The sequence below is a fragment of the Limihaloglobus sulfuriphilus genome (assembly GCF_001999965.1).
In the GTDB taxonomy this organism is placed as follows: Bacteria; Planctomycetota; Phycisphaerae; order Sedimentisphaerales; family Sedimentisphaeraceae; genus Limihaloglobus; species Limihaloglobus sulfuriphilus.
The window spans coordinates 1,505,790-1,520,007 of record NZ_CP019646.1; the positions used below are offsets into that span (position 1 = coordinate 1,505,790).

The 14,218-nt window shown below is 44.2% G+C and carries 17 protein-coding genes; 4 read left to right on the top strand and 13 right to left on the bottom strand.

Going from position 1 to position 14,218, the window contains the following annotated elements; translation table 11 throughout:
- Positions 1-28: 28 nt before the first annotated feature.
- From SMSP2_RS05815 to SMSP2_RS05835, 5 genes are all read right to left on the bottom strand, one after another.
- Entirely contained in the window at positions 29-562 is a 534-nt protein-coding gene (locus SMSP2_RS05815; RefSeq protein ID WP_146683053.1) for an HYExAFE family protein, read from the bottom strand.
- A gap of 52 nt (positions 563-614) precedes the next feature.
- Complete coding sequence (locus SMSP2_RS05820) at positions 615-983, bottom strand: C-GCAxxG-C-C family protein (RefSeq protein ID WP_146683054.1); 369 nt, start codon at positions 981-983, stop codon at positions 615-617.
- An 80-nt stretch (positions 984-1,063) separates the two neighbouring features.
- Entirely contained in the window at positions 1,064-1,876 is an 813-nt protein-coding gene (proC, locus tag SMSP2_RS05825) for a pyrroline-5-carboxylate reductase (RefSeq protein ID WP_146683055.1), read from the bottom strand.
- A gap of 17 nt (positions 1,877-1,893) precedes the next feature.
- Positions 1,894-3,579 (bottom strand): sigma-70 family RNA polymerase sigma factor, encoded by a 1,686-nt coding sequence (locus SMSP2_RS05830; protein WP_146683056.1) that lies wholly within the window; start codon positions 3,577-3,579, stop codon positions 1,894-1,896.
- 195 nt (positions 3,580-3,774) lie between these two features.
- Positions 3,775-4,572: an RluA family pseudouridine synthase gene (locus SMSP2_RS05835; protein WP_186804887.1), complete on the bottom strand. Its 798-nt coding sequence runs from the start codon at positions 4,570-4,572 to the stop codon at positions 3,775-3,777.
- A gap of 190 nt (positions 4,573-4,762) precedes the next feature.
- Between SMSP2_RS05835 and SMSP2_RS05840 the strand changes: the two genes are divergently transcribed.
- From SMSP2_RS05840 to SMSP2_RS05855, 4 genes are all read left to right on the top strand, one after another.
- Positions 4,763-5,026, top strand: coding sequence for a NifU family protein (locus tag SMSP2_RS05840; RefSeq protein ID WP_222566415.1), 264 nt, complete (start codon positions 4,763-4,765; stop codon positions 5,024-5,026).
- Between the two features lie 93 nt (positions 5,027-5,119).
- Positions 5,120-5,857 (top strand): zinc ribbon domain-containing protein, encoded by a 738-nt coding sequence (locus tag SMSP2_RS05845; protein WP_146683058.1) that lies wholly within the window; start codon positions 5,120-5,122, stop codon positions 5,855-5,857.
- A gap of 4 nt (positions 5,858-5,861) precedes the next feature.
- Positions 5,862-6,491, top strand: a complete 630-nt coding sequence (purN, locus tag SMSP2_RS05850) for a phosphoribosylglycinamide formyltransferase (RefSeq protein ID WP_222566416.1) — start codon at positions 5,862-5,864, stop codon at positions 6,489-6,491.
- Positions 6,491-6,937: a PPC domain-containing DNA-binding protein gene (locus SMSP2_RS05855; RefSeq protein ID WP_146683059.1), complete on the top strand. Its 447-nt coding sequence runs from the start codon at positions 6,491-6,493 to the stop codon at positions 6,935-6,937. Before purN ends, SMSP2_RS05855 begins: the two co-directional genes overlap by 1 nt.
- Positions 6,938-6,966: 29 nt before the next feature.
- Here SMSP2_RS05855 and SMSP2_RS05860 read toward each other — a convergent pair whose 3' ends face one another.
- The 8 genes from SMSP2_RS05860 to SMSP2_RS05895 form a co-directional block, all read right to left on the bottom strand.
- Positions 6,967-7,875, bottom strand: coding sequence for an SDR family oxidoreductase (locus SMSP2_RS05860; RefSeq protein ID WP_146683060.1), 909 nt, complete (start codon positions 7,873-7,875; stop codon positions 6,967-6,969).
- A gap of 15 nt (positions 7,876-7,890) precedes the next feature.
- Positions 7,891-8,988 (bottom strand): phosphotransferase enzyme family protein, encoded by a 1,098-nt coding sequence (locus SMSP2_RS05865; RefSeq protein ID WP_146683061.1) that lies wholly within the window; start codon positions 8,986-8,988, stop codon positions 7,891-7,893.
- A 26-nt stretch (positions 8,989-9,014) separates the two neighbouring features.
- Positions 9,015-9,713 carry a carbohydrate-binding family 9-like protein gene (locus SMSP2_RS05870; RefSeq protein WP_146683062.1) on the bottom strand — a complete coding sequence of 233 codons (699 nt, stop codon included), beginning with the start codon at positions 9,711-9,713 and terminating at the stop codon, positions 9,015-9,017.
- Positions 9,694-10,710 (bottom strand): SIS domain-containing protein, encoded by a 1,017-nt coding sequence (locus tag SMSP2_RS05875; RefSeq protein ID WP_146683063.1) that lies wholly within the window; start codon positions 10,708-10,710, stop codon positions 9,694-9,696. The genes SMSP2_RS05870 and SMSP2_RS05875 overlap by 20 nt, the downstream gene beginning before the upstream one ends.
- A complete protein-coding gene (locus SMSP2_RS05880) occupies positions 10,703-11,548 on the bottom strand; it encodes a PIG-L deacetylase family protein (RefSeq protein ID WP_146683064.1) in 846 nt (281 codons plus the stop codon). Before SMSP2_RS05880 ends, SMSP2_RS05875 begins: the two co-directional genes overlap by 8 nt.
- Positions 11,549-11,656: 108 nt before the next feature.
- A complete protein-coding gene (locus tag SMSP2_RS05885; protein WP_146683065.1) occupies positions 11,657-13,507 on the bottom strand; it encodes an LptF/LptG permease family protein in 1,851 nt (616 codons plus the stop codon).
- A 68-nt stretch (positions 13,508-13,575) separates the two neighbouring features.
- Positions 13,576-13,776 carry a cold-shock protein gene (locus tag SMSP2_RS05890; protein ID WP_146683066.1) on the bottom strand — a complete coding sequence of 67 codons (201 nt, stop codon included), beginning with the start codon at positions 13,774-13,776 and terminating at the stop codon, positions 13,576-13,578.
- Between the two features lie 58 nt (positions 13,777-13,834).
- A complete protein-coding gene (locus SMSP2_RS05895) occupies positions 13,835-14,131 on the bottom strand; it encodes an HU family DNA-binding protein (RefSeq protein ID WP_146683067.1) in 297 nt (98 codons plus the stop codon).
- Positions 14,132-14,218 lie beyond the last annotated feature (87 nt).

Below are 14,218 nucleotides of genomic sequence, written 5' to 3' on the forward strand. Positions count from 1 at the left end.
CGGGCTTGTCTGGGCAAAAGCAGCCGCATCAGAAACGGCTGTCATCAGGCCGCAATATGGCAGATGTCTCTACCGCCGCCTGCCTGAAACTGGCGGCGGGCATATAAACAGTCCGCCAGCTGCTGCTCCGGCGTTTCATGGAATTACAGTAACGGTTAAAATCCACATAATAGAAAGCGTAATACCGCCCGTCAAATTCAAATATTTCAGCACCGTTACCATCAAAATCAGCTCTTTTTATCAGATAAGCAAAGATGAAACCGGCAGCCTGAATATCTTGCGAAACACAAAGCCACCTGTCCAGCCCTTCAATATCATCGGCACTTACCCAGCTCTGAGCTCCTTTCAATCCATCAAGAGTTTTACCATAAAAACTGCGGCCTTTAACTTCCAAAGCCATATGCGGCCCGTTAGCAAGGCGGACAAAATAATCGAAACTCTTGATCTTTCTCTCTTTCCAGCAGAACCTGCTCTCTTGCCGAATACGGGAGTAAACTACAGAGTTCACTGACAGATAAGCCTCAAATGCCTGCTCGTAATGATTTTTTCCAGCAGTTTTCATTGCCCCGCATTGCTATAAATTATTGCCTGGTAACAGATAACAGGCCAACGCCTTATTCCTCTCTGAAATTTATTTCTTTCTCCGGCACCTTTTCAACAAGCAGCCTGCCTGCCAGCTCAATACATTCGCGGCATCCCAGCTGCATGCCTAACTTGATTTCACGGCATTTAACAGAGCCGGTTTCTTTAGCGAACTCCTCGAGAATCTGCTCGTAAACAACCGTATTATCAATCAGCCGATATATCGCGTAGAGCGGGCTGCACAGACCTCCATCGACCCTGCCGCGGCCGTAAGCCGCAAACTCTTCAATATCGAACTCATCTGCACCACAAATATCCTGAAAGGCTTTAATCAGGGCCTGAGCACAGTTATACCCTTCTTTGCCATGATAGAGCATACCGGCTTTTTTCCAAACAGTCATTTTATATCTCCGCAAATACTAAAAAAACATTAAGGCTTCTAAGACTCATTTAATTGAAGATCATTATCGCTTCAGGTGTTCTATTTTCCTGAAAGTTCTTTACTTCTCTCTCTGGCGATTTCCATTGCCATCAGAACAATCGCCCCAAACTGATCTCTCTGGAATACTTTTAACGCGGCTTCTGTTGTGCCGCCCGGGGATGTGACCTGTTCCCTAAGCCGGGCCGGTGTGACACCCTCTTTGTCCGACTCAAGAGCAAGCATTGCCGCACCAAATGCTGTCTGGAGAGTAAGGGTTTTGGCTGAATCATAATCTAAACCAAGCTCCTGCGCCGAGGCTATCATTTCCTCCATCATCAAAAAGAAGTAAGCCGGCCCCGAGCCGCTCAGCGCAGTTACAATATCTATTTCATCCTCTGTCTCCACGACGACAGCCTTACCGATCGAGTTGAAAACAGCCTCTAAATTTGCCGCTTCTTTTTGAGCGGCTTTATTGGCGTATATGCCCGCTGCACCCGCCCCGCACAACGCGGGAGTGTTCGGCATTACCCTTATAACTGGAAAAGAACCAAGAATCTCCTCTATAAAATCTATTCTGATTCCAGCAGCTATTGAGACGATCAAGGCCGATTCACTGATATTACCCGCTATTCCATTGAGCACACCCCTCATGCTCTGGGGTTTTGTGCAGAGAAACAGTATTTGACATTGCGAGGATGCTTCACAGTTGTCATGGCTTACATCTACACCATAATCCCTGGAGAAACAATCAAGCCTTTGGGAAGAAATATCGGTTACTATTATTTCATTGGGCTTGTATATCTTTTTTTTGAGCACGCCTTTTACGATGGCCTCTGCCATGTTTCCGCCGCCGATAAATCCTGCTTTATACATTGTAGTATCCTCTCGTATTATCTCTCAAAAAGCTCATATTCTTCCTTGCTAAGACAGTGCCGCAGCTTTTGCAGAGCTTTTAACTCGTGCAGCTTAACCTTGTCTCTGCCTATTCCAAGCTCTTCGCTGATAGTTTTAATGGTTTTTGGTTTAAACGGCAGCAAACTTCCTGTGATGCCGTAGTGATTGCGAATAATATAACTCTCTGTATTAGTAAGATTGTTTTTTATCACCGTTTCAAGATTATAAGACTTTTTCTCATCATCGCCAAGTTTTTTTAACGGACTCATCTCAGTACTGACTGCAATACCGGCAAGATCAAAGCCTTTGGGCTTGTCTTTACGGCGCCACTCCTTAGAGAGTTTCGCGGCAAAGACCTTCTGGATATACAGATTGGCAAAGCTCGCGAATCTGTGGCTGTAAACGCAGTCATATTTTTCAACAGCACGTATCAAAGCAAGGTTACCCTCGCTTATAAGGTCATAAAACGAATACCCTTTATTGGCATACCTAAGGGCTGTATTGACAACTATTCTCAGGTTGCACTCTATTATAAAGTTCTGAATCCTCTCCGCTTCTTTCAAATAATCTTCAAATTGAGCAATATATGATGACTTTGGGTTTGATATTGAGATCTTATCTTGAATTTTGGAACACAAATACTTCAGGCAATTGTATTTTGTAAAAGCGGCAATCTCCAGATCAGCGTTTAATACCGGCATATTGTTTATAATGTTGATATACTCCTGCATCTCATGCTCACTCGATACAGTACCCGGCATTGTATCCGAATCAAAACTTATCTTCGCGGCTAATATGGAATCGACTTTGTTTCTGTTGTCAAAGTCAGGGTTGTAAACATAGCTGAAATTATGATTCTTGATATCCCTTGCCTTTACCTGGTTGAGTATCCTGTATATTGAGCTTGTACTGCGATTATGTTCTTGAGCGAGTTTTTCGACAGACTCTCCGGAACTGAAAGCGGTGTGTATTGATGCTGCGGTTTCAGGGTCTATCGATCCAAAGGGTTTGCTGAAAACACTTTCGGTTCCATTTTGCTTTTCATACGCCTCGAGAGTGTAGCGGACTGTTTCGCAGGAGCGGGAAACCTTTGCGGCAATCAAATCGATTATCTCTTTGCGGTTTTGATGATCTTCCGCCGCCATATCTTTTGCTAAAGAGATAATCTGCCTCTTTTCATGGTCATTCATTCGGCTGAACTTTGAGGCCCGCCTGAACATTTCGGGGTGCCTGGATATGAATTTCTTCATATCTGACTCGCGTACGCCCACGCGGCGGCGGGAATCCTCATAAATATAGGTTCGGGATACCAGTCCCTGCCGGCGCCAGCGGTCTATGGTCTTCCTCGCGACTTTGAATTTTCCCGCAAGCTCAACTACTGTGTAAACCTTTTCTGAAACTTCCTTTACAGGAATCGATATCTGTGAGCTGAGACTTAATACAAAACCAAGTAAATCGGTATATAAATCTGAACCAGTTAAAACATCTTCAGAAAATTCATCCTCATGATAACGAAAGCCTGTTATTTTATAACATACAAAATCAAAAGGATAACTTCTATTCTTATCGATAGTATCAATAAAATTTTCAGCCGAAACCAGCTGCCTGAGCTTAGTGTTTTTAGGAGCGAATCTTACGTCCTTTAGAAGCTGTTTTATACATTTGTTGACTATCTTTGCCATAGACTCATTATATCAGCAATAAACACGCAATTTCAACTAAAAACTAAAAGTCCAAACATAAAACACACATATTGAATTTTTAGAAGAACAACTCCGGCAGTCCTGAAAAGAAGATGACCGCAATAACATTGATTATCCGCCCTTAAAAAGCATGTCATAATCTCGCGAACCAGACTCCTGACACAACCGAAAAACTCATATCTGTTCAGCGGCAATTATGCTGTGATAAACTTTCCTGTCAATAAAAGCGTCCTCGCCCCGGGGATTGTGCCGTGCCAGCATCTTAAGTGCGGCCTTGAACTTATCTTCCAGTTGAGCTACAAAGACACCGCCCTCAAAACCATCTTCGGCCGGAATCTCAAGCTGATATGCATGAAGTGTCAAGCGGTCTATAAGCGGTTTTTCCGGCTTACCGGGACTGGGTGTGTATTTTTTCTTAAAATCAGACAAAAGTATCGGCTCTTGCCCCCCATAAATCGGATCTATCGCCAGAGGCATGCCAATATGCTTCATGTGAACACGTATTTGGTGTGTACGGCCTGTAATCGGGCTGGCTTTAATTAAAGATACAAGACCAAAATCAGCAAGCAGCTGCCACTCTGTTACTGCCTGCTTGCCGCGTCTGGGAGCGATATACATGGTACCCTTAAACTTACTGGAACGGTCAAGCGGCTGTTTTACCACTCCGCCCTCATCCATCGCAAACCCTTTAACAAAAGCAAGATATGTTTTTTTTATCTTTCTTTTTGCAAACATGGCGGCATAGCGGCTTTGGGCCCGGGCAGTTTTAGCGATAAGCAGAATCCCCGATGTCGCCTTGTCAATACGGTGTATCAGCCGAAAGCTGCTCTTTTCAACATCTAACTGCAGTGACAGCAGATGGATAATATCAGCTTTTCCGGTGCGGTCTTTGGTCACGCTAACCCCCGAGGGTTTATTTATAACCAGCAGCTCGCCGCTATTGTGAATTATTTCTATTTTATTCTTAGCCAAATTGTTAAATCCCATAATTTAGATGAAGTTAGAAGATTATAACATCAGGACTAACTCTGTCAATCAACATAAATAGAGGCGTAATAAACGCCATTTTTTTATAAAATTAATCCTTGATTCAATTTGTTTTTTCTATATAATGCAAAATTCATAAAAAACGATAATTTAAAATCTAAATAACGGAGAACCAATGACAACAGAGAGTAATGGCAATGCCGAGAACAATGGCCTGCACGCTCAGATAACTGAAACTTTAATGTCAATCCGGCCAAGCCTTCAAAGCCACGGCGGTGACCTTGAATTAGTTGAAATCACTGATGATTTGACTGTTAAGGTGAAACTGCAGGGAGCCTGCCACGGCTGCCCCGGAGCCAGAGCAACACTCAAAAACGGTGTTGAACGAGTTCTTAAAGAACGAGTGCCGATGGTTAAAGAGGTAATCGCAGTAAACTAAATAATACCAAAGGGCAGAAACCTGAAAACAGGTTTCTGCCCTTTTTTAATTATATTATAATGAACAGTACAAAAGAAAAATCAGGAGCAATATATGGGACCAGTTCTTAACGGGCTAATTAAACTTCAGGAAGTAGAATCCCGACTTCGCGGCGTAAAACAAAAACTGGCGAGAACCCGAAGAGGGCTTACTCTACAGGAAAATCAGCTTAGAAATATCCAAAATACCCTTGAAAGCAAAAAAGACGAAGCAAAACTGATCCGCAATAAAATCGATAAGATCGAACTTGAAATGCAAATTCGTGATGAAGCTCTCAAAAAAAGACAGGAAGAGCTCAACAATGCAAAAAACAACAAGGAATATTCGGCACTTCTGACAGAGATAAATGTAAACAAAGCCGATAACTCCAAAAAAGAGAATGAGCTTCTTGAGCTCATGGCCGCTTTAGAAAATGAACAGGAAGAATCCAAGCAGATTGAATCGCAGATTGAAAAGCAGTCACAAAAGATTGAACAGGTCAGGGAACAGGTAAATGTAAAGGCTAAGGACATTCAGGAGTCTCTTTCTAAACTGCAAAACGAGTGGGATGAAGCAAGCCGGGGAATACCTAATGAGGTTCTGGAGTTATTCAGGCGGCTTTCAGATAATTACGACGGTGAGGCACTGGCGTATGTGGATTCAACCGGAGGTAAACGCAGAAATTATACATGCGGCGGCTGTTTTATGAGCCTTACCAATGAAACTGTCAATCAGCTTTTATCAAATGACGACATAATAAGATGCCCAAGCTGCAGCAGAATCGTTGTCCTACACCAGGATAAGGAAGATTAGCTCTGTGGGCACAAATCCAACAAAACTTGGAATACTTATCAGCGGCGGCGGCACGACCATGCTAAACCTGCATGAACAGATTGCAAACGGCAGCCTTGATGCAGAAATAGTATGTGTTATAAGCTCGCGAAGTGATGTTAAGGGAGTTGGCCTTGCCAGAGAGTTGGGATATGAACCTGAAATTGTGCGGAAAAAGGATTATGCCGACATTGACACTTTCAGCACTTCAATTGCCCAAACACTTCGTAAGTCAGGTGTAGAACTTGTTATACAGGCCGGCTGGCTTTGTCTCTGGAAGATCTACGATGACTTTGAAGGCCGCGTCATGAACATACACCCCGCCCTTCTGCCCAGCTTTGGAGGAAAGGGCATGTGGGGCCGTCATGTGCACGAAGCCGTATTGAAAGCCGGATGCAAAATAAGCGGATGCACAGTACATTTCTGCACCAATGAATACGACAAAGGCCCGATAATTGTACAAAAAAGCTGCCCTGTTTATGACACTGACACTCCAGAGCAGCTTGCTGCCAGAGTTTTCGAACAGGAATCCCTGGCTTACCCCGAGGCTGTCAGGCTTTTTACACAGGGCAGGCTCAAAATTGATAACAGTATTGTTAGAATAGCGAGGCAATAATGGAATATGCTGCCGGCAAAGCAGGCCGCATTTTTGCACTGCGGCTGTTTGAGGGTGAAGACGTATATGAATCAATTGAAAAGACAGCCCGTATTGAAAATATCAAACACGGGTCAGTTTTAATCACCGGCGGCATACGCAAGGCCGATGTTGTTGTAGGCCCCAGGCAGGAAAAGCCGAAACTTGAGGGCTGGTTCAAACAGTTTGCCGGCCCGGGTGAAGTTCTTGGCGTAGGTACATTATACTGGGACGAACAAGGTCCCAAACTGCACCTTCATGCCGCAATGGGAAGAGGTGACGACTATATCGTGGGCTGTCCAAGAGGCGGAGCGGAAGTGTTTCTGGTTCTTGAGGTTACGATAATAGAAATAACAGGTATCAAAGCCTCCCGGGTCAAAGATTCTCAAAGCGGAGTAAACCTGCTCAGGATAGAAGAAGACAACTGATTAGCTGTTGACGAATTACCCCCGAAGACTTATTTGAAGAACTCAATAGTTTTCTGCAAACCCGCCTCAAAGCTGCCCGAAGGAGAGAATCCGCACCCGAGGAGTTTATCGATACAGGCAGTGCTGTGTTTTACATCTCCGGGCCTTTCTTCCTTGAATACAATTTCAGAACTTGAACCCGTAAAGCGTATTATGCTCTGGGCGAGAGATTTTATGGTGGTGGTTTTGCCGTAAGCTACGTTGTAAACCTCTTTGAATTCAGGATTTGTCGCCATAAAAATATTTGCCCGGGCAACATCCTCAACAAACACAAAATCCCGTGTCTGCTCGCCGTCACCAAAAATCATTATTGGCTCGTTGCGAAGTGCACGATATATGAAGATGGGCACAGCCGCCGCATACTGGCTGTTGGGGTCCTGACGGGGACCGAACACGTTGAAATACCTTAAACATGCAGTATTGAGCAGCCCTTCTTCTGCAAACATCCGGCAGTAATACTCACCATCAAGTTTTGTTATCCCATAGGGACTCTTCGGCTCGGGATACATTGATTCGAGTTTTGGTACAACAGGGTTATCGCCGTATATAGCCGCGGAACTGCTGTGAACCAGTTTTTTTACGCCGGCATCAGCCGCCGCCTGCAATACGTTTAGAATGCCGTTAACATTTATCTCTACACACTCGGCGGGATTGGCCATTGATTCAGGAACACTTATCATTGCCGCAAGTTGAAAAATATAGTCCACACCGTCAACCGCTTCACGAACGATTTTCTTATCTGTAATCGAACCTTCTATAAATTCTACGTCAAAGGGTTCTATATTGTGTTTGAATCCACTTCGCAGATTATCGAGAATTCGGACCTGAGCCCGTCCCTGGAGCTGCTGGGCTATGTGGCTTCCGATAAAACCTGCTCCACCGGTTATCAATACTTTCATATTTTGCTTTCCTTATTATCTGACGGTATCTGCGACAAGCGATTCCAGCTCGTCCTGCTGATCTGTTATCGACTGCACCAGTTTATACTGTGTGCGGCATCTGTCAAGGTTATGGCCTTCACGGTGTACCTTAAAGTATGTGTCTCCAGATAGATAGTCAGTCAGAAAACGCATACCGATTGTCATTGTAATCAGTTTGCCGGCGAATACAAGGTACTCAATCTCGGTTTTATTCAGATAATCCCGGCCCACGCTCATGAATCCGTTTAAAAGTGATTCGAATCTATCTAAACGCAGCCCGACAATATCAATATTTTTCTCATCCTCTTGTGTTGGACTTGTTGATGTTCGCACAAGATCGCCAAAATCATACAGCGACAACCCCGGCATAACGGTGTCAAGGTCAATTACACAGACTCCCTCGGCCGTCTTATCATCAATCAGAACATTATTGATTTTAGTATCATTGTGGGTTACCCGTATCGGGACAGCCCCCTTTTTGACCAAATCGGGCAGAACATCAAACATCCAGGCATTATCAAGCTGGTATTTTATTTCTGCTGAAGCATTTGCGGCTCTGTTAAAGCGGTCTGCCTCCAAAGCGTTTTCAAACGCGGCGAGACGTTTTTTGCCGTCATGGAACCCCGGGATAATCTCATAAAGCGGCTCCCCTGGAATATCTACCAACATGGACTGAAAACGGGCAAAAGCCGCACCCGCCTGGTATATCTGTTCATTTGTTTCAGGAACATCAAAACCAGTGGCATCTTCAACAAACAGATAAACACGCCAGTACCCGCCCTCGTGGTCAAAATAAAAACTGCCGCCCGAATGAGTTTTAACCACGGTCAGACAGCGTCTGCTGATGTCACTATAGCCCATCTGGCAGAACTTCTCTGCGCAGTGCTCTGTAACACGGGTAATGTTTTCCATAAGTTTTTCAACGTTTGGGAAAATCGCGTTATTTATTCTCTGTAAAAGATAATTAACCTTTGTACCGGAGAGATTTACGCTAACTTTATAGGTATCATTGATATGGCCGCTTCCATAAGGATGGCCCTCAACAAAATCACCATAAATCTGGAACTGCTTAACTATCTGTTCTAATTGCATACAACGTCTCAAAATTGTTGATAACTCTAATCAAAAATAATTTTTCCGAAAAAATCCGGCTGATGAAAATCCGGCCCGGGTAAATCAACCTTTGACCATGTAAGGTAATGCGGGTTTGATGTCTCATCGCCGCATTTGTAGAAATTGGCCCGCCATTCTACACCTTTGCCGGGTTTCTCAAAAGGTGCATATGCCGGCAGTATTGAGAGCGGCAGGCTGTATTCCACAAACCATGTCAGATCTCTGCGGATTTCATCCTCAATGGGAGCCGATAAACTCGAAACCGGCTTGATTTTTCTGCAGTCTTTGACGTCAACTTCCACATTATCTGTGTCCCGCCGCTTCTGGTGATAGAACAGCAAGGTTCCAATACAGTTCATTTCAAGGTTAAAATAGCCCTGAGAGGTATCCGCGCCGGGTGTAAAGAAAAATTCAACGCAGCTGTCCTTACAAACATCGCTGTGGTAGTCCCGCCGGCAGGCTTTTATAAACCTGTCTTTGACTTTGAAGATAACATAAATGTTGCTCTCATCATAAAGAAGGCGAAAATTAACAGCAGGCATAAACGCCGGTTTGCCGCCCATATAAAAATCAAGACTGCCCGTGTCCGCGGCCTGCCACTGCGTGCTGTTCCAGCCTTGGCCGGGAACAACAGGCGAGTCTGATCTTTTTATTGTGTATATTTTATTTTCCCGGGCAGGCAAATTATTCGCTCTTGTATTCATTGCCCACTTTCCTTGCCCTGACTGGGTGGTCAAGATCAATTCCAAGGCTCAAGCCAGCTTCTACAAGCAGATTCCAGCCCGCACACAGATGTACAAAAGAAGCCAAGGGGCCGGTATATGGAATCTGAATTCCGTCGAAAATTGTCTTTTGCGAGCTGATAGCAAAAATCTTCACCCCGACACCTTCGCCCAGTGTCTTTCTTATCTGTTCGAGCTCCTGTTTGAATGGGTCTATCAGTATGATCACATCGTCTTTGTGCATTACCTCTTCTATACCGTGAAGAAGGTAAGTACCTTCGAGAAAATCGCTTTTCTTGCGGACAATTTCATTTGTTTTTAGAGTCAGCTCTTCTGCTACGCCGTCATTTCTGCCCGCAAAGTAAACCGTCGGAGCGGATATCATGGCATCGACCATCTCTTTTGGAACATCGGTCTCGAGTGCCTGGGCAACCGCGTCAGCAAGCGGGCTAAGTTCATCATCTATTTTTCTGTCCGCACATTCTGATACGAATTTAACATAGACAAGAGCCTGCTCAACTACACTTTTGGTAGCTGCCACAGCATCTTCTTTGCCGCAGTTCAGAACAAAACTCATATTGGACAACTTCTCTAATGGTGTCTCATAGTTTGCGGTTACAGCATAAAGATTTTGATGCCCCGCATTTGCAAGCTGATCAATCAGAGAGATCGTCTCTTTGGTTTGCCCGCTGTTCGAAGAAGCAAACACCACAAAATCGTCCAGTTTGTACTCTTTTGCCTGATAAGAGCCTTCAGTAACCATATGAATGCTGCCGCCGCGTCTGAGTGCCAGGGCCATGGCATTTTTAGAAGGGAATATCCTGCTTGAACCTTCACCGGTAAATAAAACCTTCTTCAGTTTTTTTGCCTGTTCGACCGGCTTCTCCATGCCTGAAACACGGAAGTCTCTGATTATACCCGACGTCTCGAGCATTTCGTTTACAAGTGCATAATTTCTGTATTTATCTGACTTATTCATAGTTTACCTCGTTATTTAAGTTTTCAAAAAAATTAACGTATTTTATCGGCTGATAAAGTTCGTATTCTACACGGCGGAAGAATTCGAACGGACCATTTTTCTCAACGATTTCTATCAGAGATGAAATCTGTTTTTGTGATTTAAACTCCCGTATTGCAGCCATTTTCGTTTTCAAAGACGATTCATCGGCTTTGAGCTGGATATCCGGCATTTCAGGAAAATCACAATAAACGCCCATCTCATACACCTTGTCCACTGCCGGATACGGACTGCCCAGTTCCGGCCAGATTGATTCTGAGGCATGAAATATGCTAATAAGCAGCTCTTCATGAACAAATTTATGGTCGGGATGAAGATCCGCTGATGTCGGCACAAAAATCCGAGTCGGCCTAATCTTTCTCAAGTAATACGTAAAAGCGTTCTGAAGGCCGGTAAAACCTGACATAAAACCGGGTTCACTCTCATCGGCGGGTATCTTGCCCCGATAAAGATTTACGCGGCAGTCCGGAATGCCCATCCAGGCTATATTTTCAGCCGGCAGACCAATTTTTTTATAACTCTCGAATGATTCAGCTTTTCTTATCCGGGCAATAGTATCTTTTTCTTCAAGACTGCAATACCCCATGCTTCCGTCGGTTACAATAAGCAGATTAACCTCGGCTCCGGCATCAAGAGCAGCCTGCATCATCAACCCACCGCCAAGGACGGCATCATCATCATGCGGACTCACAAACAGGAACCTCTCTTGAGATTTCCAGTTGTCCAGACATTCTTTCAAACCACCTGTTCTGGGCTCGTCATATTGGTCAATCTCGGTTATTTCAAAAAATTTATTCATTTAAATACCTCTGATTACTATAAAAACATCTCTGATTTTTGTATCAGTTTACAAAAAAACGATACGCTTGGAATGCAGAGATGTAACTTAGAGATAGATAAAAGTAACCTAATCCTTTATTGCGGTCAGAATGCGTTCGATGCTTTCATTGTAGATATTGTCAGGGGATTGTTTCTGGATATCTTTGAATACATCCAAAGCCTGACGCCTTAGCTGAGTGGCACGCTCCTCGTCGTCTTCGATGCTGCGGGAGATGTCAAGTTTCAGCCTTGCGAGTTTGTAACGAGCCTTTATAAAAGAATCGGCGCCGCTGTTTTCTGATATAAACTTTTCCAGCTCTTCCTGTTGGGCATAAGGGTCCTGGATTTCAAGTATGATCGCCAGCTCCACATTATCCCGCAAGGGATTCTTCTCTGCGAGCCCGGCCAGAATGGATTTAAGTTTTTTCTCATACATTATATCATTGGGGTTAAGCGAGATAAACTCGCTTATCGTGGCATTTTCGGCAGGGTCATCACTGCGGTTAGATGAAATAAGATTTAAAAGATATTCAAGCCGAAACTGCAAATCATTTGCCTTGAGGTCTGTGATCGCCGTTTTCTTTATCGGCAGGAATATCTCCCCTGACAATTCGGCAGGTTTATCTTTTAAATTCTTAATGTGTTCTTTTATCATCTCCAATGCCTTTTGAGCAAGTTCGCAGGCAGAATCTAAACTCTTGTGAGCAGCGAGATTATAAGCAATACGGCAGCGAGCCTCGATCGACTCTGGAGATTCGGGAAAATCCCTGTAAAGCCTGCCCCAGATGGGAATAACCTCAGTGTTGGCGTGGCTTGAATCAAACTCTAAAATTTCATGCATCTCAAGAATTTTCAGCGAAGGTTCCATCTCTGCAAGCATCGCCTTATGATACAACACCTGCGGAATTCGCCAGCTTTTTTTATGTTTATTGATAAAGAAATCCAGGTCTGAATCCATCCTGTCACGTGCTGCCTGGTAATTAAACTCCGGCGGCATAATCTCGGAAAACCATTGCGGCCAGTGATCCCATCTAAGCATATCCACAATCTCACGTTTGAGTTCCGACCTGAGCATTATTGGATCCTGAGAATAGAATGAAGCGGTGAGATAACTTTTCAGTACCGGATCCTGCACTGCCTCGTCAAGTATCGGGGTTATGCTTTTTTTTGCAAATACTGTTGACTGCTGCTCGTTGTGGACTTCCACATAAATCTGGTAATCGGCCTCTGAGAAACCCACTTTATACGTGAATAAAAATATGTTCCCCAACAGAAACAACAATGAAAGCGAGCCGATTGTACCTGGGCGGTACCTGGTATAATGCCCCACTGCCAGAGCGAAACCCGCATACGCAAGCGCCACTATCCACGCAAACATCCACGGGAAATAAGAATAAGCCCATCTCAACGGCTCAACTGTATGCAGTCCGCCTGTAAGAAACCAGAACAGCATAGACGGAACAATACAGAGAACTATAGAGATAAACCGAGACCGAAACCGCAATGGACGGCACGATATTGCCACACAGCTTACAAGAAGAACAACAGCAAGGCCGGGAAGCTGGGCTATCAAAGCAGCGGCGAGTATAAATAAAATACTGTGGGGAAAACTAAGCAGCAGCGAAACGCTCAAGGGAACAATCGAAAGCAGCCCAACCAAACCGCCTATTACCAACCCCTGATATCGATACTCAAAGATGCTCAAAGGTGTAGAAAGGAAAGTACTTAAATACCACCTGTCAGGCTCAAAGAGAGTGTTCAGATCAGGTATGCCAACCTGTCCATAATTTATTTTAGCCCAGAATGAGCATAAAGCCGCATAGACTATAAATGAAAACCAGAAACTTGCCAGAACGTTGGAATGGCTGTAATGCAGGGTCGGACCTGAAGTCATAAAAGATTTGGACGGCCCCTGCTGCTTTTCCTTCTTATTTTTCATTTTATCTTCAAAAACAGTGCCTTGAACCGATTATAACCTGTTCAGGCACTGCTTATAGATTTATACCGTTAATCCAGAGAAACCTGTTCCGCCTTGGGCCCTCTTTCGCCATTGACCAGCTTGAAGGTTACTTCTCTGCCCGGAACCAATTCCTTACTGAAATTGCCTTTGAGGTTTGAGCGATGGATAAAAACCTGTGAACCATCGCAAAGGTTTATGAATCCATAACCTTTACGTTGGTCATACCACGATATTTTGCCAGTTTCCATATTAACTCACTGACACCTTTCAGTACCAATGATTCAGATGATCATTCTCTCAGTCAGTTCAGGATTTATCTGCTTCCTGAAGTTTAACTTTCATCAAACGGCCCATTTTGAACTTGATGGTACGTTTTTCTGGAACATCTACACGGTCCATAGTCTTTGGATTCTGAGCTACACGGGCTGCACGCACACGGCTCTCAAATACACCAAAGTCACGGAACTCCATACGGTTACCCTTGGCAAGCTCGTCGATCATCTCGTCCAAAAACGACTGGACAACCTTTTTTACAACTACCCTTTTCTCATTTGTTAAATCCGCAATTCTGTCGATCAGCTCTTTTTTTGTTACTGTAGCCATTTTCACCTCTAAGAACAGCTAATTATTACTCAAAATCCGTCAAACGGCACATTACCCACCGGCAATATACCACCTGCGGCATTTACT